The 22,159-nt window shown below is 72.2% G+C and carries 20 protein-coding genes; 13 read left to right on the top strand and 7 right to left on the bottom strand.

The window, feature by feature from the left end:
• Positions 1–21: 21 nt before the first annotated feature.
• A complete protein-coding gene (locus tag QZV97_RS07695; RefSeq protein WP_295640821.1) occupies positions 22–912 on the top strand; it encodes a pirin family protein in 891 nt (296 codons plus the stop codon).
• Here QZV97_RS07695 and QZV97_RS07690 read toward each other — a convergent pair whose 3' ends face one another.
• The 3 genes from QZV97_RS07690 to QZV97_RS07680 form a co-directional block, all read right to left on the bottom strand.
• Positions 913–1,842: an EamA family transporter gene (locus tag QZV97_RS07690; RefSeq protein WP_295640818.1), complete on the bottom strand. Its 930-nt coding sequence runs from the start codon at positions 1,840–1,842 to the stop codon at positions 913–915.
• Positions 1,842–2,693 (bottom strand): MOSC N-terminal beta barrel domain-containing protein, encoded by an 852-nt coding sequence (locus QZV97_RS07685; RefSeq protein WP_295640816.1) that lies wholly within the window; start codon positions 2,691–2,693, stop codon positions 1,842–1,844. The genes QZV97_RS07690 and QZV97_RS07685 overlap by 1 nt, the downstream gene beginning before the upstream one ends.
• 107 nt (positions 2,694–2,800) lie before the next feature.
• Positions 2,801–5,257, bottom strand: a complete 2,457-nt coding sequence (locus tag QZV97_RS07680; protein ID WP_295640814.1) for an AsmA family protein — start codon at positions 5,255–5,257, stop codon at positions 2,801–2,803.
• 79 nt (positions 5,258–5,336) lie between these two features.
• Here QZV97_RS07680 and QZV97_RS07675 point away from each other — a divergent pair, with 79 nt between their 5' ends.
• Both QZV97_RS07675 and QZV97_RS07670 read left to right on the top strand, forming a co-directional pair.
• Positions 5,337–6,476, top strand: coding sequence for an FAD-dependent monooxygenase (locus QZV97_RS07675; RefSeq protein ID WP_295640812.1), 1,140 nt, complete (start codon positions 5,337–5,339; stop codon positions 6,474–6,476).
• 42 nt (positions 6,477–6,518) lie between these two features.
• Complete coding sequence (locus QZV97_RS07670; RefSeq protein ID WP_295640810.1) at positions 6,519–7,241, top strand: DsbC family protein; 723 nt, start codon at positions 6,519–6,521, stop codon at positions 7,239–7,241.
• Positions 7,242–7,324: 83 nt separating this feature from the next.
• Here QZV97_RS07670 and QZV97_RS07665 read toward each other — a convergent pair whose 3' ends face one another.
• A complete protein-coding gene (locus QZV97_RS07665) occupies positions 7,325–7,633 on the bottom strand; it encodes a DUF4148 domain-containing protein (RefSeq protein ID WP_295640808.1) in 309 nt (102 codons plus the stop codon).
• Between the two features lie 297 nt (positions 7,634–7,930).
• On the opposite strand from QZV97_RS07665, the gene QZV97_RS07660 reads away from it, so the two are divergent.
• Together QZV97_RS07660 and QZV97_RS07655 are read left to right on the top strand one after the other, a co-directional pair.
• Complete coding sequence (locus tag QZV97_RS07660) at positions 7,931–9,646, top strand: PDZ domain-containing protein (protein WP_295640805.1); 1,716 nt, start codon at positions 7,931–7,933, stop codon at positions 9,644–9,646.
• Positions 9,647–9,652: 6 nt separating this feature from the next.
• Positions 9,653–10,777, top strand: a complete 1,125-nt coding sequence (locus tag QZV97_RS07655) for a DUF3108 domain-containing protein (protein ID WP_295640803.1) — start codon at positions 9,653–9,655, stop codon at positions 10,775–10,777.
• 3 nt (positions 10,778–10,780) lie between these two features.
• On the opposite strand, the gene QZV97_RS07650 is transcribed toward QZV97_RS07655, so the two are convergent.
• A complete protein-coding gene (locus QZV97_RS07650; protein ID WP_295640801.1) occupies positions 10,781–11,272 on the bottom strand; it encodes a hypothetical protein in 492 nt (163 codons plus the stop codon).
• Positions 11,273–11,411: 139 nt separating this feature from the next.
• Positions 11,412–11,918: a hypothetical protein gene (locus QZV97_RS07645; RefSeq protein WP_295640799.1), complete on the bottom strand. Its 507-nt coding sequence runs from the start codon at positions 11,916–11,918 to the stop codon at positions 11,412–11,414.
• 125 nt (positions 11,919–12,043) lie between these two features.
• Here QZV97_RS07645 and QZV97_RS07640 point away from each other — a divergent pair, with 125 nt between their 5' ends.
• On the top strand, positions 12,044–12,838 hold the full coding sequence (locus tag QZV97_RS07640; protein WP_295640797.1) for an enoyl-CoA hydratase: 795 nt from the start codon (positions 12,044–12,046) through the stop codon (positions 12,836–12,838).
• A gap of 483 nt (positions 12,839–13,321) precedes the next feature.
• Here QZV97_RS07640 and lysS read toward each other — a convergent pair whose 3' ends face one another.
• Positions 13,322–14,827 (bottom strand): lysine--tRNA ligase, encoded by a 1,506-nt coding sequence (gene lysS, locus QZV97_RS07635; protein ID WP_295640795.1) that lies wholly within the window; start codon positions 14,825–14,827, stop codon positions 13,322–13,324.
• 127 nt (positions 14,828–14,954) lie between these two features.
• On the opposite strand from lysS, the gene QZV97_RS07630 reads away from it, so the two are divergent.
• The 7 genes from QZV97_RS07630 to QZV97_RS07600 are packed head-to-tail and all read left to right on the top strand — an operon-like array spanning position 14,955 to position 22,141.
• On the top strand, positions 14,955–16,214 hold the full coding sequence (locus tag QZV97_RS07630) for a teichoic acid transporter (RefSeq protein WP_295640794.1): 1,260 nt from the start codon (positions 14,955–14,957) through the stop codon (positions 16,212–16,214).
• A complete protein-coding gene (locus QZV97_RS07625; protein WP_295640792.1) occupies positions 16,211–16,801 on the top strand; it encodes an acyltransferase in 591 nt (196 codons plus the stop codon). The genes QZV97_RS07630 and QZV97_RS07625 overlap by 4 nt, the downstream gene beginning before the upstream one ends.
• On the top strand, positions 16,798–17,892 hold the full coding sequence (locus tag QZV97_RS07620; RefSeq protein WP_295640790.1) for a glycosyltransferase: 1,095 nt from the start codon (positions 16,798–16,800) through the stop codon (positions 17,890–17,892). The genes QZV97_RS07625 and QZV97_RS07620 overlap by 4 nt, the downstream gene beginning before the upstream one ends.
• Positions 17,892–18,908, top strand: a complete 1,017-nt coding sequence (locus tag QZV97_RS07615; RefSeq protein ID WP_295640863.1) for a glycosyltransferase family 2 protein — start codon at positions 17,892–17,894, stop codon at positions 18,906–18,908. Before QZV97_RS07620 ends, QZV97_RS07615 begins: the two co-directional genes overlap by 1 nt.
• Complete coding sequence (locus QZV97_RS07610) at positions 18,905–19,612, top strand: class I SAM-dependent methyltransferase (protein ID WP_295640788.1); 708 nt, start codon at positions 18,905–18,907, stop codon at positions 19,610–19,612. The genes QZV97_RS07615 and QZV97_RS07610 overlap by 4 nt, the downstream gene beginning before the upstream one ends.
• Positions 19,613–19,634: 22 nt before the next feature.
• A complete protein-coding gene (locus tag QZV97_RS07605) occupies positions 19,635–20,975 on the top strand; it encodes a UDP-glucose/GDP-mannose dehydrogenase family protein (RefSeq protein WP_295640786.1) in 1,341 nt (446 codons plus the stop codon).
• Complete coding sequence (locus QZV97_RS07600) at positions 20,972–22,141, top strand: DegT/DnrJ/EryC1/StrS family aminotransferase (RefSeq protein ID WP_295640784.1); 1,170 nt, start codon at positions 20,972–20,974, stop codon at positions 22,139–22,141. The genes QZV97_RS07605 and QZV97_RS07600 overlap by 4 nt, the downstream gene beginning before the upstream one ends.
• Positions 22,142–22,159 lie beyond the last annotated feature (18 nt).

The following is a 22,159-nucleotide window of genomic DNA, read 5'->3' as shown; positions in this document are numbered from 1 at the left end:
CAAAGGCGCCAAACTAGCCCCATGGCGCTCCAGACACTCCAACCCCACACCAAGGACCTCGGCGGCGGCTTCCAGGTCCGCAGGCTCCTGCCCTCGGCAGCGCGGCAAGCCGTCGGCCCCTTCCTGTTCTTCGACCACTTCGGTCCCATCACCGCCGGGCCCGAAGACAACCACGACGTCCGTCCGCACCCGCACATCGGCCTGGCCACCGTGACCTACCTGTTCGAGGGCGCGATGCAGCATCGCGACTCGACCGGCATCTCGCAGCGCATCGAGCCGGGAGCGATCAACTGGATGACGGCCGGGCGCGGCATCGTCCACTCGGAGCGCACGCCCGACGACCTGCGCGGCGTCGAACGCCGCAGCCACGGCCTGCAGCTCTGGGCGGCGCTGCCGGCCGAGCACGAGGAGGCCGAGCCGCGCTTCGAGCACACGGCCGCGGCGCGCATTCCGCAGCGCGTCGAGGCCGGCGTCACGACGCGCGTGCTGATCGGCGCGGCGCATGGCCTGCGCTCGCCGGTGGGCACGCTGTCGCCCACGCTCTATGTCGACTACGCACTCGAAGCGGGTGCTGCCACGGCCTTGCCGACGACGGCCGACGCCCAGGAGCGCGCGCTGTACGGCATCGACGCGGCCTTCGAGGTCCGCATCGACGGCGTGAGCGAGCGCGTCGAGCCGCGCACGATGGCGGTGCTGCCCGAAGGCGCGGTCGCACGCCTCGTCGCCGCGGACGCTGCCGCCCGCGTGGTGCTGATCGGTGGCACGCCGCTCGGCCACCGCTTCCTGTGGTGGAACTTCGTGTCCTCGCGCAAGGACCGCCTGCTGCAGGCGGGCGACGACTGGGCCGCCGATCGCCTGGGGCAGGTGCCGGGCGAGACCGAGCGCATCCCGTTGCCGGAGCGCCGGCCCTGATCAGGGCCTCCGCGGGACCAGCATCCAGACGTTGCCCAGCACCGCGAACGCGACGCCGGCCAGCGTGAGCCAGCCGGGCCGATAGCCCTCGAGCGCCACCGACACGATGATCGCCAGCACCGGCGCCGCGACGCCGACCGCCGACGACGGGCCGGGCCCGACCCGGTCCTGCAGCGCCAGCCAGCAGGCGAAGGCCAGCACCGACCCCGCGAGCGACAGGTAGAGCAGCGCTGCCCACCAGCTCGCCGCGGTCGGCAGCGCGAGCGCCGTGCCGCCGGCAGCGACCGTCAGGCCCAGCACGAGCGCCGAGCTGACGCCGCTGTACAGCATGCCGAAGCCCAGCGCCGGCCACAGCGGCAGGCCCTGCGCGCGGTTGCGGCTGGCGGTCAGCCCGCCGATCGAGGACAGCAGGACCGAGCCGACGGTGAACAGCGCGCCGAGCGCCACCGCGTTGCCGACCGAGGCGCGGCCGAACTCGGGCGCGAAGATCAGCGCGACGCCGGCCACGCCGCACAGGCCACCGGCCACGAAACGTCGCGTCACCGGCACGCCCCACAGCGCCCGGGCGGCCAGGCCGTTGATCAGCGGGCTGGCGGAGTAGCCGACCGCCACCAGGCCCGAGGGCACGTGCTGCTCGGCGTGATAGACGCAGACATAGCTGAGCGAGTACAGGAACACGCCCTGCAGAGCGAACAGCGCGTGCTGCCGCAAGCCGAATTGCAGCGACGTGCCGCGCCACGCACACCACGCCAGCACCACCGCGCCGGCCAGGCCGAAACGCAGCGTCACGCCCAGCTCGGGCGGCGTGCCGTCCAGCTGGTAGGTGATCGCATGCCAGGTCGTGCCCCAGATGCCGACGCAGATGGCGAACAGCTGCCAGCTGCGCAGCCCGGGCAGATGACGGCCGGCGGTCGACGCGCCCGCAGCCATCAGAAGCGGATGCTGGCCTGGCCGGTCTGCCCGACGCGCAGCGCGCGCTCGATGCCTTCGACGATGACGGCGTTCATGCCGAAGCTGATCGCGCCGTCGACGCGCTCGTCGGCGCGGTAGCCCTGCAGCGTGTCGCCGGGCTCGGTGCCGGGCACGCCGGTGGCCGGATCGATGTTGGGGATGGGGCAGCGCGGGCAGGGCTTCACCAGCTTGAGGCGCACCGGGCCGTCGGCGGTGTCGAAGGCGAGTTCGTCGAGATGGTCCTCGCCGTGCGCGTCCAGCCCCGCGAGCACGAGGTTGGGGCGAAAGCGCTGCATCGTCGCCGGCGCCACGCCCTTGGCTGCGAGCCGCTCGTTCAGGCCGTCCAGCGAGGCCTGGGAGACCACCAGCAGCGGGTAGCCGTCGCTGAAGGCGTTCTCGGCCTCGATGGCGCCGGTCCAGGCGCGGTTCGACAGTCTCTTCTGCTCGGGATCGAAGCGCACCAGCCGCAGCTCCTGACGCAGGAAGTCGCTGAACCAGCGCGCCGCGAGGTCGCCCATGTCATAGGCCGCGACCGCGTCGTCCCAGACGCGCACGCGGGTCGGCTGCTCGACGGTGTCGAGCGCGAGGTGCAGCGCCAGCATGCCGGGTGCGCGCAGCACCAGCTCGCTGTGCCTGAGCGTGCAGCTGACCAGTGCCATGCGCGGCAGCTCGCGCTGGCTGACGAACTCGCCCTCGCTGTCGACCACCATCCAGGCGCGGTCGAACTCGAGGCCGGTCTCGATCAGCAGGCACTCGTCCAGCGCGACGCCCGCGCAGGACTTGATGGGGTAGACGTGCAGGGACGCCAGCGTGACGGTGAGATCGCTCATGCGGCGATTGTCGCTGGGGTACGCGCGATCGATGCGCCGGGCACCGGCGGTGACCGCGGGTCGCTTGCTGCGCAACGCGTACCGCGATCCGAGGCACGCGCTGGTGCCTAGCGTCCGAGCAATTTCTTCAGCTTCTCCTTGGCGGCTTCCTTCGCGGCGTCCTTGGCCTGCTCCTTCGGGGTGCCCGGTGCCGAGGCGCCGCTGGCGGCCGCGGACGGCGTGCCCAGCAGGCCGCCGAGCACGCCCTTCGTGCGCTCGTTCAGCGCTTCCTTGGCGCGGTTGCTCAGCAGCGCGGCGGCCACCGCCGTCCATTGCACCTCGTAGCCGACGGCCTCGAAGGGGCCGACCAGGCGCACCGGCACGGTCACGCCTTTCAGCGCCGCGAGGTCCGCGCCGCCCTGGCCCTCGGCGGTGCCGGTGACGGTGGCCTTGGCCAGGTAGTCGATGCGGCTCTTGCCGATGTCCACCAGGCCCTCGCCGCCGACGCGCAGGAAGGGGCTCTTGGCCGACAGGTCGCTGCTGCGCGCGACGCCGCCGGCGATGTCGAAGCTGGCCGAGATCTCGGAGAAGTCGGTCTTCTCCTCGGCGCTGGCGGCCTGCACGGCGTTCTGGTCCAGGCTCACGGCCGAGCGCCATTGCCGCAGCACCTTGGCGAGGTTGATGCCGCGCACGGCGCCGTCGCGCAGCTGGAAGGCGGCCTTGCCCGCGAGCTGCTGCTTGAACTGGCCGACGCTGGCGCCGCGTGTCGTGACGTCGGCCGTGACACGGCCGGTCCCCTCGAGCTTCCTGAACTGGGCCACGTTGTCCAGCAGCTGAGCGATGTCGACGTCGGCCGCATCGAGCTTGAAGCCCAGGCGCTGCGCGTTGGCATCGGCCGAGGCCTGGGCATTGAAGCGCCCGTTCCAGGCCTTGCCCGAGAGCTGGCTCACGCGCAGCACGCCGCCGGCCAGCGTGGCGTCGAGCGCGGCGTCGGCCACGCGATACGGCGGATAGACCAGGCTGCCGGCACGCAGGCTGAAGTTGCCGTCGACGGCCTTCAGCCCGGAGAGATCGATCACCGGGTCGGCGGCTGCAGGCTGGCCGGCGGCCGGCTTCGCCGCACCGGCCGGTGCGACGAAGCGCGTCAGGTCGAGCGCCGCGAAGCGCGCCTGGGCGTCGATGCGTGGCACGGCCTTGGCGAGGTCGGCGCGGCCGGTGACGTTGAACTTCTGCTCGTTGATCGCGCCGTCGATGGCCCAGCTCGCGTCCTGGGCGCCGGCCTTGGCCTGGCCCTGCAACACCAGGTTCATCGGCGGCAACGAGGGGTCGGTGAAGGCGAGCTTCAGCTGCAGCGCGTCCAGGGCCACGGCCAGCGGCTGCGGCGCGAGGCCGAGATCGGTGCTGGCCTGGCCGCGCACCGTGCGGCCGGCGCCGCTGCCGTCGACCGCGATCTTCACGCCCGGCACGCGGATGCGCTCGAAGCTGCCGCTGGGCGCCTGCGACTCGAAGTCGATCTTCACGGACTGCACGCCCTTGAGGCTGGCGCTGCCCTTGAGCGCGCTGCCCTCGAGCTTGTCGCCGGTCACCTCGAGCCGGGGCCAGGCCAGCGTCGCGGCGATCGCGCCGTCGCCGCTGCGGCCCGCCAGTTCGAGGGCCAGCGCCTCGAGCCGCAGCGCGCGGTCCTTCGGCTCGAAGCGCAGGCTGTCCAGCGCCAGCTGGCTGTCCTTCAGGCTCATGCCGAGGCGGTCGCCCGACAGCCGCAGCTTGAGCTTGCCGGCGCGCAGCGCGCCGCTCGCGCCGTCGTAGGCCAGCGCGCCGGTGAGCAGGGCGTCGAGCTGCTTGACCTTGAAGCCCTCGCCGCGCAGCGCCAGCTTCAGGTCGGACAGCGCCACGCTGGCCGGCGCACCGGCCGGCAGCGCGAGCTTGAGCTTGCCGTCGAGTTCGATCTGCGCGTTGAGCACCGGCTCGGCCAGCACCGCCTGGCCGACGAAGCGCACCGGCGACTCGGCGCCATCCGCGAGCCGGCCGGTCGACAGCTCCTGCACGATGAAGCGGCCGTCGAGGCCGGTCTTCGCGTCCTTGACCGTGGCCTGCAGGTCCTTCAGCTCGATGCGGCTGACGTCGAACTTCAGATCGGCGCCTGCCGCGGCGGCCGGTGCGTCCGCCTTCGCGTCGGCCGGGGCCGGGTTCAACAGGTCGTCGATGCTGCTGCGGCCGTCGGCGTCGCGCGCGTAGGCGACGCGCACGCCGTTGGCCGCGACGCGGCCCACCGCGAGCTGGCGGCTCGTCAGCAGCGGCATCAGCTGGATCGACAGGGTCGCTTCCTTCAACGAGGCGAACTCGGCGGGCCTCCTGTGCTCGCTCAGCTTCACGTCGCGCAGGCTCACCTCCAGGCGCGGAAAGACCGACAGCGCGATCGGCCCGTCGATCGCGAGCGTTCGCGACTTGTGCTCGCGCATCCAGTCGATCAGCACGCCCTTGTAGCGGTTGGGGTCGAAGCTCGCGACCAGCCACGCCGCCGCGGCGACGACGATGCCCAGCAGCACGGCCAGGGCGATCAGCGAACGGAGGAGCCAGCGGGGCATGGCGCTTCTCGTGAGTGACGTCCGTTTCATTGTGACGCCGCCCGCAAGGCCCCGAGGGCGCTGCCTACAATGATCCGCAATGAATCGTTTCGCAAGCGATCGTTTCGACGTGTGTGTGCATGGGCGCGGCGCGGTGGGCCAGGCGCTGGCCCTGTCGCTGTCGCGCCTGGGCCTGCGTGTCGCGCTGGCTGGCGGCGAGTCGCCCGCGGCGACTGCCGCCCCCGACGTGCGGACCTACGCGCTGAGCGCGCGCTCGGTGGCGCTGCTGCAGCAGCTCAAGGTCTGGGACGCGCTGCGTGCCGCGCGCCCGCCGGTCGCGACCGCAGTGCTCGACATGCAGGTGGCGGGCGACGCCGGCGGCGCGCTCGAGTTCAGCGCCTGGCAGCAGGGGGTGCGCGAGCTCGCGTGGATCGTCGATGCGGCCGCGCTCGAACGCGAGATGGAGACCGCGCTGCGCTTCGCGCCGCATGTCAGCCGGGTCGATGCGGCGGTGCCGGCCGACCTGGTGGCGCTGTGCGACGGCCGCGATTCGCCGCAGCGCGAGGCGCTGGGTGTGGAGGTGGAGCGCGTCGACTACGGCCAGCGCGCCGTGGCGGCACGTCTGCACTGCGACCGGCCGCACCTGGGTCGGGCCTGGCAGTGGTTCCGTTCGCCCGATGTGCTGGCGCTGCTGCCCTTCGACATCGACGACAGCCGGGGCTACGGCCTCGTGTGGTCGCTGCCGCAGCAGCGCGCCGACGAGCTGATGGCCGCCGATGCGGCGGGCTTCGAGGCGGCGCTGAACGCGGCCAGCCAGGGTGCCGCCGGCACGCTGCGCCTGGCCGGCGAGCGCGCGTCCTGGCCGCTGCGGCTGGCGCGCGCGTCGCGCTGGCACGGCCCGGGCTGGGTCCTGCTGGGCGATGCGGCGCATGTGGTGCATCCGCTGGCCGGCCAGGGGCTCAACCTCGGCCTTGCCGATGTCGACACGTTGACGGCGGTGCTGGCCGAGCGCGCCGCGCGCGAGGCCTGGCGACCGCTGGGCGACGAACGTCTGCTGGCGCGCTACACCCGCGCCCGCGCCGCGCCGACCTGGGCGATGGGGCAGGTCACCGACGGGCTGCTGCAGCTTTTCGCACGCGAGGGCGCGCCCTGGCGGGAACTTCGCAACCGCGGACTCGGTCTGGTCGACCATGTCCCGGCGCTGAAACGCTGGCTCGCGCATCATGCGCTGCAAGGCTGAAGCGTCCCGATCGACTCACTGCTGCCGTTGCAAGGACATCCGATGAAGTTCAAGTTCTCCGCCCTCGCGGCGATCGCTGCCGCACTGGCCGTCACCGCAACGGCCCAGGTGCCGCAGGAAGCCGCCATCCGCAAGGGCCTGGCCGAACGGGGCTTCCCGCAGATCGACTCGGTCGCACGATCGCCGATCGCGGGCCTGTTCGAGGTGAAGCTCGACCAGGACCTCTACTACACGGACGCCGAGGGCCAGTACATCGTCCAGGGCGAGATCATCGACCTCAAGACGCGGCGCAACCTGACGCAGGATCGGCTCAACAAGCTCTACGGCATCGACTTCGACAAGCTGCCGCTGAAGGACGCCGTGGTCTGGAAGACCGGCACCGGCGCGCGCCGCATCGCCGTCTTCTCCGACCCCAACTGCGGTTACTGCAAGCGTTTCGAGCGCGAGCTCGCCGGCGTCAAGGACCTGACGGTCTACACCTTCCTGGTCCCGGTGCTCGGTGGCGATTCGCCGGAGAAGGTCAACGCCATCTGGTGCGCCAAGGATCCGACCCAGGCCTACCGCAACTGGATGGTCGATGGGGTCGAGCCGCCCAAGCTGCTCGGGGCCTGCAAGTCGTCGCCGATCGAGCGCAATGTCGCGCTGGGGCGCAAGCACCGGGTGCAGGGCACGCCGGCGATCTTCTTCGAGGACGGCACGCGGGTGCCCGGCATGCTCAACGCCGCCCAGCTCGAGAAGCAGCTGGCGGCCAGCAGCAAGTCCTGATCAGCAGAGCGGCCGGCCATGGAAAAAGGGCCCCGAGGGGCCCTTTTCCCTGAAAGCGCCGCGGCGGGCGCGTCCCGCTCCGCTCACTTGCTGCTGCGGGCAGCCAGGCGCAGGTCGCTGGCGGTCACGCTGCCGCGCTGGGGCAGGCTGCCGTTGACTTCCGCGTAGGCGAAGTCCAGTTCGCCGGCAGCGCGGGCACGCGCCAGTTCGGCTTGCACTTCGCTGCGGGTCACGCCGGCGTACGACGTGGTGGCCTTGGGGGCCTTGAGCGTCACGACCGGGAGGTCGATGCCGCCGAAGACTTCGTTCGAGGCATTGCTCTGGGCCTGGGCCGAGAAGCCGACCAGCGAAGCGGTCAGGGCGACGGCGGAGATCTTGAGGATGGCGTTCATGGTGGGGTCCTTTCAGGGTTGTCCGTTGCGGTGAGTGAAATTTAGGCTCATCTGATCCAGAGATAAATCACCAAGATGCGAATGCACTGTTCTGAATTTCAGAACAACTGGTCCAAAACCATCGGTGTGAACCCATGTACGGGGCGAGATGCTCGACAGACGCAATCCAGGTCGAGATCTGCCTGGACGGGTCGGCGAGGGAGGGGCGGCCGTGGCCTCCCGGCCCGACCCGGGCGGCGCAGCGCGGCCCCTGCAGTCACAATCGCCGGCGCCTCCGCGAACCCCTGAACGCCGCGAATGATTCGCTACCGCCTCGACGTGGCCGATGCCCCGGCCCATCAGTTCCGCGTCACCCTCACCATCGCCGAACCGGCCGCCGAGCAGGTGCTGAGCCTGCCGGTCTGGATCCCCGGCAGCTACCTGGTGCGCGAGTTCGCCCGTCACCTGTCGGGTCTCGAGGCGCGCCAGGGCAGCCGGGCCGTTCCGCTGGTGCAACGCGACAAGGCCAGCTGGGTCGCCGGCTGCCGCGGCCGCGGCGCGCTGGTCGTCAGCTACCTCGTGCACGCCTTCGACACGTCGGTGCGCGCCGCCTACCTGGACACGCAGCGCGGGTTCTTCAATGGCACCAGCGTCTTCCTGCGCGTGCATGGGCGCGAGCAGGACCCGCAGCAGCTGAGCTTCGGCAAGCTGCCGCGCGGCTGGCAGATCGCGACCGCGCTGCCGACGGCCGGCAAGGCCTGGCAGGCGGCGGACTACGACGAGCTGGTCGACCACCCGGTCGAACTGGGACGCTTCTGGCGCGGCAGCTTCAAGGCGGCGGGCGTGCCGCACGACTTCGTCGTCGCCGGGGCCTTGCCCGGCTTCGACGGCGAGCGCCTGCTGGCCGACTGCAAGCGCATCTGCGAAACGCAGATCGCCTTCTGGCACGGTCGCAAGAAGCCGCCGTTCGGGCGCTACGTCTTCCTGCTCAACGCCACCGAGGACGGCTACGGCGGCCTCGAGCACCGGGCCAGCACCGCGCTGATCGCCAGCCGCCGCGACCTGCCGCACGCCGGCATGAAGCCCGGCGCCGACGGCTACGTGACCCTGCTCGGCCTGATCAGCCACGAGTACTTCCACACCTGGAACGTCAAGCGGCTGAAGCCCCGCGAGTTCGCGCGCTACGACTACACGCAGGAGAACTACTCCTCGCTGCTGTGGTTCTTCGAGGGCTTCACGTCCTACTACGACGACCTGCTGCTGCGCCGTGCCGGGCTGATCGACGAGGCGCGCTACCTCATGCTGCTGGCCAAGACCATCAACAACGTGCTCGGCACGCCGGGTCGCGCGGTGCAGAGCGTGGCGCAGGCCAGCTTCGATGCCTGGGTCAAGTACTACCGGCCCGACGAGAACACGGTCAACGCCACGGTCAGCTACTACACCAAGGGCTCGCTGGTCGCGCTGGCCCTGGACCTGACGCTGCGCGCCGAGGGCCGGGGATCGCTCGACGACGTGATGCGCGCGCTGTGGCAGCGCAGCGGCGGCGGCCCGATCGCCGAGGCCGACATCGCCGCGGCCCTCGAGGAGGTCGGCGGGCGCCCGTACCGCAAGGAGATCGCGGCCTGGGTGCACGGCACCGGCGAGCTGCCGCTCAAGGCCGCGCTGGCCGCGCTCGGCGTGGCCTGGAGCGAGGACGCGCCGACGCTGGCGCAGCGCCTGGGTGCGCGCCTAGGCGATGCCGGCGGCCAGCTCAAGTTGCAGGCGGTGCTGCGCGGCGGTGCGGCCGAGCGGGCCGGGCTCGCGCCCGGCGACGAGCTGATCGCGCTGGATGGCTGGCGGCTGCGGCGCATCGACGACCTGGCCGCGCTGCGCGCCTTCGAGCGTCCGCTGCCGCTGCTGGCGGCGCGCGACCAGCGCCTGCTCGAGCTGACGCTGCCGGCGGCCAAGGCCCCTGGCGCGGTCGCGCTCGGCCTGGACGCCCGGGCCGACGACGCGAGCCGGGCACGGCGCCAGCGCTGGCTCGCCGACGACTGAGCCGTGATGAAGGGCGCGGGTCCCGCCAGCGCCCGGCGCCGCGGCGCCTTCGCGCTGCTCGTGCTGGCCTCGCTGCTGCTGCACGGACTGCTGGCCGAACGCTTCTCGGCCTGGCGCGAAGGCGCGGTCCAGGCGGCCACCGCACCGCCGCGGCTGCAGGCGGTGTTCGTGCGCGAGTTGCTGCCTGCCGCACCTCCCGACACGCCGGCGGCCCCGGCGCGGTCGCCGCGTCGTGCCGCGGCGCGCCCGCCGGCCGAGGCGGCCTCGGCGCCCGAGCTCCCGCCGCCGGTCGAGGCCGTGGCGAGCGACGCTCCGTCGCCGACACCCGTCGAGCCGGCGCTGCCGACGGTGGCCGAGCTGCCGCCGGCCGCCGCGGCGTCGTCCCCCGAACTCGCCGCCGCCAGTGCCGCCGACACGACGCCCGCCGCGACGGCGCCCGCGGCCAGTGCGCCGGCCTTCGAGTGGCCGGCCTCGACGCGCCTGAGCTACTCGCTCGGCGGCTACGTGCGCGGCGAAGTCCACGGCAGCGCCCGCGTCGAGTGGCTGCGCGAGGGGTCGCGCTACCAGGTGCACCTCGACGTGGTCGTCGGCCCCTCGGCGGCGCCGCTGATGCAGCGTCGCATGAGCAGCGACGGCGAGCTGACGCCGCAGGGCCTGGTGCCGCGCCGCTACGACGAGGAGACGCAGCTGGCTTTCGGTCGCCCGCGCCGCGTCACGCTGGGTTTCGATGACGACGGCGTGACGCTGGCCAGCGGCCAGCGCGTGCCGACGCTTCCAGCGGTGCAGGACACCGCCAGCCAGTTCGTGCAGCTGAGCTATCTGTTCGGCATCGGTGCGCACCAGCTGCAGCCCGGCGCGCGCATCGAGCTGCCGCTGGCGCTGGCGCGGCGCGTCGACGTCTGGGTCTACGACGTGGTCGGCGAGGAGGAGCTCGCGACGCCCTTCGGCGCCCTGCCGACCTGGCACCTGCGCCCGCAGCGCCTGGGCGACGCGAGCGCGCTCAGCATCGAGACCTGGTTCGCGCCCAGCCTGCAGTACCTGCCGGTGCGCATCGTGATCCGGCAGGGGCCGGAGCAGTACATCGACCTGATGATCGAGCGGCTGCCGCAGCAGGCCGGGCCGGCGCGCTGAGGCTCAGCCGCCCGAGGTGCTGCCCGGCGGCAGGCCGAGGTGCTGCTCGAACTCGGCGACCTTGCCCGAGCCCAGTTGCTGCGCGACGAAGTTCGCCGCCAGCGCCAGCGCCTTGCGCATGTCCTCGTCGGTCTTGACCTTCTCGATGCGGATGTTCAGCGGGTCGGCGTAGGGGCCGAGCGCGCCGCTCAGCCAGCGCACGGCGCGCCGGCGCATCTCGTCGAGCGTCAGTACCACGGCGGCGACCACCGGCGCGGCGGGCGTCTCCGGCAGCGGCACGTGAACGGCCGTGACGGCGCTCATCTCGATGAAGCCCTGCTCGAGCAGCGCCTGCAAGGCCTCGTCGGCCGGCGCAGGGATCAGCTTGCGCAGTTCGTCGTCGTTGCGCTTGCCGTCCACCAGGATCAGCGCCTGGCGAAGCCGCGGCACCAGCTTCATGGCGCGCGTGGCGATCTCGGCCTGGCCCAGTTCCGTCTTGCGGTAGGTCGTGCTCATGTCCCAACGTCTTCTTCTATGTCGTAAGACTAACGCAAGCTATGTGAGACGGCGTACATGGCGACGGCGCGAGGGCCGTCTCGAACGCAAAAAAGCACGCTTCGTCACGGACCGTTGTTGCTGCCGCGCACTCACGCACTCAGTGCATCGGCCGCAGGCCGACCTCGCGCTGGAACTGGTGGGCGCGTTGCGTGCCCTGGATGCGACGCAGGAAGCGCTCGGTCAGCGCCAGCGCGTGGTGCAGCTCGGCCAGCGTCTCGGCGCGCGTCAGGCGGCGCGTCAGCGGCGCGCCCTTGTGGCCGAACTCCTCGGCGATCCACACCAGCCCGCGCGCCCGGGCCAGCTCCAGCGGGACGAACAGCACCGGCTCGACGTCGCCCTGCACGGTGGTCGGCGAGTCGGTGGCCGGCACCGGCTCGATCAGGCCCAGCTCGACCAGCTCGCGCAGGGTGTCGGGTCCCGAGTGCCCGATCAGCGACGACAGCTCGGATTCGGTGCGCCGGCCATTGACCATGATCAGCGCGAAGCGCATCCAGTGACCGAGGCGGTGAGCGCGGCTGGCGATCTCTCGAAGACCGCTGTCGGTCTTGCGATAGGCGCGCGCGATCTGTTCGGCGCGGGAGTTGCGGGAGCCGGGCTTGCTCATCGACGTCCGGGGAAAGCCTCCAGGATTGCCGCGTCGAAATGTAACTGAATTCCTGCGACTTTTCGCACACGTCGAGGGGTCTGTATCGCGCCGGGTACAGTCTTTTGGAAGCCACGAGGACCGCGATGAACGCCACCTACGAGAACCTGCTGACCGAGCTGCGCGGCGACGCCCCGCTGAAGACCGCGTGGATCACGCTGAACCGCCCGAAGGCGCTGAACGCGCTGAACGATCACCTGATGGACGAGCTGGGCCATGCGCTGAAGGCCTTCGACGCCGACGAGAGCGTCGGCTGCATGGTCATCACCGGCAACGAGAAGGCCTTCGCGGCCGGCGCCGACATCGGCGCGATGGCCGGCTACAGCTACATGGACGTCTACAAGAGCGACTACATCACCCGCAACTGGCAGCAGATCCGTATGGTGCGCAAGCCGGTCATCGCCGCGGTGGCCGGCTTCGCGCTGGGCGGCGGTTGCGAGCTGGTGATGATGTGCGACCTGGTCATCGCCGCCGAGACCGCCAAGTTCGGACAGCCCGAGATCAAGCTCGGCGTGATCCCCGGCGCCGGCGGCACGCAACGCCTGCCGCGTGCCGTGGGCAAGGCCAAGGCGATGGACCTGGTGCTGACGGCCCGCATGATGGACGCCGCCGAGGCCGAGCGCAGCGGCCTGGTGTCGCGCGTCGTGCCGGCCGAGCGACTGCTGGCCGAGGCGCAGGCCGCAGCCGACGCCATCTGCAGCCTGTCGCTGCCCAGCCTGCTGGCGGCCAAGGAGTGCGTCAACCGCGCCTACGAGTCACCGCTCGCCGAGGGCGTGTGGTTCGAGCGGCGGCTCTTCCACTCCCTGTTCGCGACCGAGGATCAGAAGGAAGGCATGGATGCCTTCGTGAACAAGCGCAAGCCGCAGTTCAAGCATCGCTGAGCGCGACAGCTGATGTCCGCTGGCCGCGGGAGGGCGCGCCGGTCTCGCCCGGCGGGCGACCTACTTTCTTTGCTGGCTCAAAGAAAGTAGGCAAAGAAAGAGCCTCGAACGCCAGACATCTGGACTGAGGTCTCGATCGCTGCGCTCCGTTCGGTGGCACGCCACGGCTCGCCCGCGAGGGGCTCGAACACCGCGGCCTTGCACAGACGGCGCTGGTCCGAAGCACCGATCGTCCAACCAGGCAGCGGCCTTGGACGAGTGAGCGCCGAGAGTGCCCTCGTCCTTCAACAACAGAAATGTTCGAGCCCCTCGCGGGCGAGCCGCGGTGCGCAGAAGTCCGGAGCGCAGCGATCGATCCGCTCAACCCAAATGGCTGGCGTTCAGGCCCTTTGCTTTGGTTACTTTCATTTGGGCCAGCAAATGAAAGTGACTCGCCCGCGGGGCGAGACCCGCGCGTCGCAGCCCGGGCAGCAGGCCCTAGCGTCAGCCTTCCCGCCGCAAGGCCGGAAACAGGATCACATCCCGGATGTTGGGCGCATCCGTCAACAGCATGATCAACCGATCGATCCCGATCCCGCAGCCGCCGGTCGGCGGCAGCCCGTGCTCCAGGGCCCGGATGTAGGGAGCGTCGTAGTGCATCGCTTCCTCGTCGCCCGCGTCCTTGTTGTCGGCCTGGGCCTTGAAGCGCGCGGCCTGGTCCTCGGGGTCGTTCAACTCGGAGAAGCCGTTGCCGAACTCGCGGCCGGTGATGAAGAGCTCGAAGCGCTCGGTGATCGCCGGATTGGCGTCGGACGCGCGGGCCAGCGGCGAGACCTCGACGGGGTAGTCGATGATGAAGGTCGGCTGCCAGAGCTTCTCCTCGACCTCGGCCTCGAACAGCGCGAACTGCAGCTCGGCCAGGCCGAAGCGTGCGGGCGGCTCCTCGCCGTGGCTCCTGAGCCTGGCGCGCAGCACCGCCGCGTCGCCGGCCTCGGCCTCGCTCAGGCCGGCGTGCCGGACCAATGAGTCGCGCACCGACAGCCGCGCGAACGGCGCCTCCAGGTCGACCGGCTGGCCGCCGTAGCTGAGCTGTGCCGTGCCGACGGCCTTGCGCGCGGCGTGGCGCAGGATGGCTTCGGTGTAGTCCATCAGGTCGTGGTAGTTCCACCAGGCGGCGTAGAACTCCATCATCGTGAACTCGGGGTTGTGCCGGACCGACACGCCCTCGTTGCGGAAGTTGCGGTTGATCTCGAACACCCGCTCGAAGCCGCCGACCACCAGGCGCTTGAGGTAGAGCTCCGGCGCGATGCGCAGGAACATCTGCTGGTCCAGCGCGTTGTGGTGGGTCGTGAAGGGTCGCGCGTTCGCACCGCCGGGAATGGGATGGAGCATCGGCGTCTCGACTTCCAGGAAGCCGTGCTCGACCATGAACTGGCGGATCGAGCTGACGGCCTTGCTGCGCGCGCGGAAGCGCTCGCGCGAGGCCTCGTCCATGATCAGGTCGACCTCGCGCTGGCGGTACTTCAGCTCCTGGTCGGCCATGCCGTGGAACTTGTCCGGCAGCGGCCGCAGGCTCTTGGTCAGCAGGCGCACCGACGAGACCTTGATCGACAGCTCGCCGGTGCGCGTCTTGAAGAGCGTGCCCTCGGCACCGAGGATGTCGCCCAGGTCCCAGTGCTTGAACTCGGCCAGTTGCTCGGGCCCGACAGCGTCCGATGTGATGTAGAGCTGAATGCGGCCCGAGCCGTCCTGCAGCGTCGCGAAGCAGGCCTTGCCCATCACGCGCTTCAACATCATGCGGCCGCCGACGCTGGCAGGCAGCGGATGCGCCTCCAGTTCCTCGGGCGTCTTGCCCTCGTGCAGGCGGTGCAGGTCGGCGGCGTGGTCGCGCGGCTTGAAGTCGTTGGGGAAGGCCACGCCCTGGGCACGGAGCGCGGCCAGCTTCTCGCGGCGCTCGGCGATCAGCTGGTTGTCGTCGGCGGGCGGCGGCGGAGGGGGCGTGGGGCTCATCGGGTTTCCTGCGGGGCCGGGCACGTGCTGCCGCGGCGGACCCGCGATTCTAGGGACCGGGCTCGCGCGGGCCGCCACCGGCGCCGGCTCGCCGACAATCGACGACCCGCTTCCCGCCGCCGACCGCATGCTGCCCCAGCCCCTCGCCCGTGGTGCCGCCCTCAACCTGGCGGCACGCGTGGCCACGGTGCTGCTGGGCCTGGCGATCCTGGTCACGGTGGCGCGCTTCGGGCCCGAGGTGCAGGGGGCCTTCGCGCTGTTCGTCGCCTTCGAGTCGCTGCTGCTGACGCTGTTCTCGGGCCTGGGCCTGCTGCTGGCCCGCGAGATCTCGCACCGCCAGGCCGAGCCGGCGCCGCTGCTGGGCGCGCTGCTGCGCGCGGCCTTCGTGCTGGGGCTGGCGGCAGGTGCAGTGCTGCTGGCGGTGTCGACGGTGGCCGAGACCGAGCCCTACCGCCACCTCTGGCTGCTGGCGCTCGCCGCGCCGCTGCTCTTGTGGGTGCCCACCGCCAGCGGCCTGTGGCTGGGGCAGGGCCGCATGGGCCCGCTCAACCTCCCGCAGGTGGCGGCGCCGCTGCTGGTGCTGGCGGCGCTGACGGTGCTGCAGCAGTTCGGGCCGGCGCCGGTGCTGGCCGTGCTGGCGGCCTGGGTGGTCGGCAAGACCCTGGTCGGCCTGGGCACCGGGGCCGCGGCGTCGCGCGAGGCCGGCTGGGCGCCCGCCGACGGCAGCGCCCTGAGGAAGCAGTGGCGCTTCGTCGTCGTGATCGGCGCGACCAACGTCGTCAGCCTGCTGAACTACCGCGCCACGCTGTTCATGCTGGAGCGCCACAGCGGGCTGGCCGAAGCCGGCGTCTACTCGGTGGCGGTGCAGGTGGCCGAGCTGCTGTGGCTGCTGTCCTCGTCGGTCACGATCTCGGCCTACCACCGCATCGGCGCACCCGACGCCGACCAGGCCGCGCTGACCACGCTGCGCGCGGTGCGCGTCAACCTGCTGGCCACGCTGGTGGCGGCGCCGCTGCTCTACGCCGGCGCGCACGCCGCCCTGCCCGCGGTGCTGGGGCCGGCCTACCAGGGCGCCCTGCTGCCGCTCGCGCTGCTGCTGCCGGGCGTGGCGGGCTACGCGGCGGCGTCCAGCCTGTCGGCCTACTACACCAACCACCGCGGGCTGCCGCAGTGGTCGGCCGCGGTGGCCGGCCTGTCGCTGGGCCTGACGATCGCGATCGCCGCCTGGGGCATCCCGCGCTATGGCGCCGCCGGCGCGGCGCTGGCCACCTCGGTCGCGTACACGCTGGCCATCGCGCTGGCGCTCGCGCTGTTCCTGCGTGACGCCGGCCTGGGCTGGCGCGGGCTGCTGTGGCCGGGCGCCACGCGACAATCGCGGCCGGCATGAAGGGCTTGAAGCGACTCCTCGCGGACGGGTGGCAGCGCCTCGTGGCGCCGCGCATGGTCTATGGCCAGCGCAGCGCCGACGGCAGCCTGCGCGTGCACAGCCGCATCGGCACGCACACGCACGTCGAGGCGCGCGGCGCGCTCGAGCTGGGCGACCACGTCTTCATCGGCCAGTTCAACTTCATCGACGCCTCCGGCGGCCTGCGCATCGACGAGGGCTGCCAAGTCACCAACCACGTGTCGGTGCTGACCCACTCCAGCCACCGCGCGCTGCGCCTCGAGCGCGAACGCTACTGGGGCCACGACGCACCGGCCGGCCTGCAGCGCGAGCCGGTGGTGCTGGGGGCCTGGAGCTTCATCGGCCCGCACAGCACGATCGCGCCCGGCACGCGGCTGGGCCGCGGCGTGCTGGTCAAGGCCTACAGCTACGTCGCGGGCGAGGTGCCGGACTTCGCCGTGGTCGAGGGCCAGCCGGCCCGCGTGGTCGGCGACACCCGCGAGCTCGACCGCGCCTGGATCGAGCGCCACGCCGGCGACTACGACCCCGAGGCGCGAGCCGCCTACGAGGCCTGGGTGCGCGGGGCGTGAACAAGCTCATCCTGTTCTTCGCCGACGCGAGCAGCGTCCACACCCAGCGCTGGGTGCGCGAGATCGCCGGCCGCGGCTACGACTGCGTCGTGGCGACACGCCGGCCGGCCCCGGTGCCCGGCGCGCGCGAGGTGATCGCCGTGCGGCCCGGCGCCGACGCCGCCGGCTGGCTGCTGGCCTTGCCCGAGGTGCACCGCCTCACCCGGCGCCTCGCGCCCCAGTGGGTGCACGGCCACTACGTCACCTCCTACGGACTGTGGGCGGCCAGCTGTTCGCCGGGACCCGAGACGCCGGTGGTGCTGACGGCCTGGGGCTCGGACATCCTGGTCACGCCGCGCGAGCCCGGCCTGCGCGGCGGCGCGATGGCGGCGCTGGTCGGCTGGTCGCTCAAGCGCGCCCGCCTGGTCACCGCCGACTCGCAGGACGTCATCGCGGCGATCCGCGCCTACGGCACGACGGCGCGCTGCGAGGAGATCCTGTGGGGCGCCGACACCGAGCGCTTCCGTCCCGCGAAGCCGGCGCCCGGCTTCGAGATCGCCAGCCTGCGCGCCTGGGAGCCCAACTACAACATCGCGACCGTGCTGCGCGCCTTCGCGCGCCTGCGCGCCGAGCGTCCGCAGGCGAACGCCGTGCTGCACCTGATGGGCGGCGGGCCCGACGAGGCCGCGCTGAAGGCCCTGGCGGCCGAGCTGCAGCTCGGCGACAGCGTGCGCTTCCTCGGCCGCGTCGGCGATGCATCGATGATCGCCATGCTGCAGCGCTCGCGCGTGTCGGTCAGCGTGCCCAGCAGCGACGCGACCTCGGTGTCGCTGCTGGAGTCGATGGCCTGCGGCCTGCCCGTCATCGCCAGCGAGCTGCCGGCCAACCGCCAGTGGCTGGACGCCGACGCCGGCCTGCTGGTGCCGCCGCGCGACGTCGACGCGCTGGCCGCCGCGCTGCTGCGCCTGCACGACGACCCGGCCCTGGCCAAGTCCCAGGGCGAGCGCAACCGCCGCTGGGCCGAGCACCGCGCGTCGCGGCGCGTGCAGATGGACCGCATGGCGGTGCTGTACGACTCGCTCAGGCTCAAGGCACCGGCGCCCGTCGCATGATGACGATCGTCAGCGTCATCGCCCCCTGCCGCAACGAGCGCGGCCACGTGCTGGCCTTCTGCGACGCCGTCGCCGCGCAGCGCCTGCCGCCCGGCGTGCAGATGGAGGTGCTGGTCGCCGACGGCCAGAGCGACGACGGCACGCGCGAGGCCCTGGCCCAGCGCTGCCGCGCCGATGCGCGCTTCCGGCTGGTCGACAACCCCGGGCGCATCGTCTCCAGCGGGCTCAACCGCTGCCTCGAACAGTCGCGCGGCGCGGTCATCGTGCGCATGGACCTGCACACGACCTACGCCGACGACTACATCGCCGAATGCCTGGCGGCGCTCGCGCGCAGCGGCGCCGCCAACGTCGGCGGCCCGTGGCGGGCCGCAGGCGAGGGCGGCATGCAGCGGGCCATCGCCGCGGCCTTCCAGAGTCGCTGGATCGCCGGCGGTGCGCGCTCGCGCGACCTGGCCTACGAAGGGCCGGTCGACACGGTCTACCTCGGCTGCTGGCCGCGCGCCAGCTTCGACCGCCACGGCCCCTTCGACGAGAGCCTGGTCCGCAACCAGGACGACGAGCACAACCTGCGCCTGGCCCGTGCCGGTGCGCTGGTGTGGCAGAGCGCGCGCATCCGCTCGAGCTACCGCCCGCGCGACAGCCTCGCGGCGCTGTTCCGCCAGCAGCTGCAGTACGGCTACTGGAAGCCCTTCGTGATGCGCAAGCATGGCCGCGCGGCGTCGCTGCGGCAGCTGGTGCCGGGGCTGCTGGTCGGGGCCTGCGGCCTGCTGGCGCTGCTGGGCCTGGCCTGGCCGCTGGCCTGGCTGGCGCTGGCCGAGCTGCTGGCGCTCTATGCGCTGTTCGTCGCGGCCTGCTCGTGGGCCGTCGCGCGCGAGGCCGGCATGGACCTGCTGCCGCGCCTGCCGGCGGTGATCGCGGCCTACCACGGCGGCTACGGCCTGGGCACGCTGCGCGGCTGGTTCGACGTGCTGGTGCGCGCGCGCCCGTCACCGGCCTTCGGAGCGCTGACGCGATGAGCGACCCGGCCGAGCGCGAGGCCCAGGCGGTCGCGGAGCGCTACGCGCGTCGCGACGCCGACGCGGATGCGCGTCGCTACAGCCTCTTCGATGCCGCCGCGCTGCAGGCCCACCAGGAGCGCCAGCGCGCGATGCTGGCGCTGTGGCGCGCCCACGGCTGGGCCGGCCTCGCCGGGCGCGACCTGCTCGAGGTCGGCTGCGGCGGCGGCGGCAACCTGCTCGACCTGCTGCGGCTGGGCGCCGAGCCGGGCCGCGTGACCGGCCTGGAGCTGCTGCCCGAGCGCGTGATCGCGGCGCGCGCCGTGCTGCCGCCGGCCGCCCGCCTGATCGAGGGCGACGCGATCGCGGCGCCGCTGCCTGACGCCAGCCAGGACGCCGTGCTGGCCTTCACGGTCTTCTCGTCCCTGCTGGACGATGCGGTCCAGCACCAGCTCGCGACAGCGATGTGGCGCTGGGTGCGCCCAGGCGGGGGGGTGCTGGCCTACGACTTCGCGGTGGACAATCCGGGCAATGCCGATGTCCGCGCCGTGAGCGCGTCGCGCTGGCGAGCGCTGTTTCCGCAGGCGCGCTGCACCGTGCGGCGCCTCACCCTGGCGCCGCCGCTGGCGCGGGCCGCCGGCCGGCTCCACCCCGGCCTGCCGGGACTGCTGAACCTGCTGCCGCTGCTGCGCACCCACCGGCTGTGCTGGCTCCAGAAAACCTAACCGTCATCGAGGGATCCCCGTCATGAAGATCACCGTCATCGGCACCGGCTACGTCGGCCTGGTCACCGGCGCCTGCCTGGCCGAGATGGGCAACCACGTGGTCTGCCTCGACGTCGACGCGCGCAAGATCGCGCTGCTGAACGGCGGCGGCATCCCCATCCACGAGCCCGGCCTCGAGGAAGTGGTGCGCCGCAACGCGGGCGCCAAGCGCCTGGAGTTCACCACCGACGTCGATCGCGCCGTGGCGCACGGCACGCTGCAGTTCATCGCGGTCGGCACGCCGCCCGGCGAGGATGGATCGGCCGACCTGCAGTACGTGCTGGCCGCGGCGCGGACGATCGGCGAGCGCATGACCGACTACAAGGTCGTGATCGACAAGAGCACCGTGCCGGTCGGCACCGGCGAGAAGGTGCGCGCGACCATCGCCGCGGCGCTGGCGGCCCGCGGGCTCGAGCTCGACTTCGCGATCGTCAGCAACCCCGAGTTCCTGAAGGAGGGCGCCGCCGTGCCCGACTTCATGCGCCCGGACCGCGTGGTGATCGGCGCCGACGACGAGCGCGCCATCCTGCTGATGCGTGCGCTCTACGCACCCTACGTGCGCAACCGCGACCGCGTGATGGTGATGGACATCAAGAGCGCCGAGTTCACCAAGTACGCCGCCAACGCCATGCTGGCCACGCGCATCAGCTTCATGAACGACCTGTCGCGCGTCGCCGAGGCGGTGGGCGCCGACATCGAGCTGGTGCGCCAGGGCATCGGCAGCGACCCGCGCATCGGCACGCACTTCCTCTACGCCGGGGCCGGCTACGGCGGCTCCTGCTTCCCCAAGGACGTCAAGGCGCTGATCCGGTCGGCCGGCGAGGCCGGCCACGAGCTGCAACTGCTGGGTGCGGTCGAGGCCGTCAACGAGCGCCAGAAGCAGGTGCTGGCCGACAAGGTGATCGCGCGCCTCGGCAGCCAGCTGGCCGGCAAGCGCCTGGCCCTGTGGGGCCTGGCCTTCAAGCCCGGCACCGACGACATGCGCGAGGCGCCCAGCCGCGTGCTGATCGACCGCCTGACCGCGCTGGGCGCCGAGATCGTCGCCTACGACCCGGTGGCGATGGACGAGGCGCGCAAGGCGATGCCGGGCCAGGCCGGCCTGCGCTATGCCGACTCGGCCGTCGCGGCGATGGAGGGCGCCGACGCGCTGGTCATCGTCACCGAGTGGAAGGAATTCCGCACGCCGGACTTCGAGACCATCCGCGGCACGCTGCGCCAGCCGCTGGTGTTCGACGGGCGCAACCTGTTCGAGCCGGCGCTGATGGCGCAGTTCGGCATCGAGTACCACTGCATCGGCCGCCCGTCCGTGCCGAGCCCGGCGTGAGCGATCGTCCCTTCCTGCCCTTCGCCCTGCCCGAGATCGGCGAAGCCGAGATCGCCGAGGTCGTCGACACGCTGCGCTCCGGCTGGGTCACGACCGGGCCCAAGGCGCGGCGCTTCGAGCAGGACTTCGCGGCCTTCCTCGGCGATGCCTCGCTCGAGGCGGTGGCCGTCAACTCGGCGACCGCCGGCCTGCACCTGGCGCTGGAAGGCCTGGGCATCGGCCCCGGCGACGAGGTCATCACCACCACGCACACCTTCACCGCCACCGCCGAGGTGGTGCGCTACCTCGGCGCCGACGTGGTGCTGGTCGACATCGACCCGGCGACGCTCAACATCGACCCGGCGCGGGTCGAGGCGGCCATCACGCCCGCTACCCGCGCCATCGTGCCGGTCCACTACGCCGGCCTGGCCGCGCCGATGGACGAGATCCTCGCCATCGCGCGGCGCCACGGCCTCAAGGTCGTCGAGGACGCGGCCCACGCGCTGCCCGCCACGCACGGCGGCGCGCTGGTCGGCACCCTGGGCAGCGACGCGACGGTCTTCAGCTTCTACGCCAACAAGACCATCACCACCGGCGAGGGCGGCATGGTGGTGTCGCGCAATGCCGACCTGGTGAAGCGCATGAAGGTCATGCGCCTGCACGGCATCAGCCGCGACGCCTTCGATCGCTTCACGTCCACCGCGCCGGCCTGGGCCTACGAGATCGTCGCGCCGGGCTTCAAGTACAACCTGACCGACATCGCCGCGGCGCTGGGCATCCACCAGCTGAAGCGGGCGCGCGAGTTCCGCGAGACCCGCGAGGCCGTCGCCCGGCGCTACCGCGAGGCGATGGCGGGCCTGCCCGTGCTGGCCCCGCCCGACGCGCCCGACGGCGAGACCCACGCCTGGCACCTCTACGTGCTGCGCCTGGCCGACGACGCCGGCGTGGCGCGCGACCGCTACATCGAGCGCCTGTTCGCGCTGGGCATCGGCGTCAGCGTGCACTACATCCCGCTGCACCTGCATCCCTACTGGCGCGAGCGCTACGGCCTGCGTGCCGAGCAGTTCCCGCACAGCCAGCACGCCTACGAGCGCATGCTGAGCCTGCCGATCTATCCGAAGATGGGCGAGGCCGACGTCGACCGCGTGGTGCATGCCGTGCGCCACGCGCTCGTCGCTCGCGACTGAGCGCGCGATGGCCCGAAG

It is taken from the genome of uncultured Methylibium sp. (assembly GCF_902826655.1).
GTDB lineage: Bacteria > Pseudomonadota > Gammaproteobacteria > Burkholderiales > Burkholderiaceae_C > Methylibium.
The sequence above is the reverse complement of the archived record's forward strand: the minus strand, read 5'-3'. Positions and strand labels throughout refer to the sequence as shown.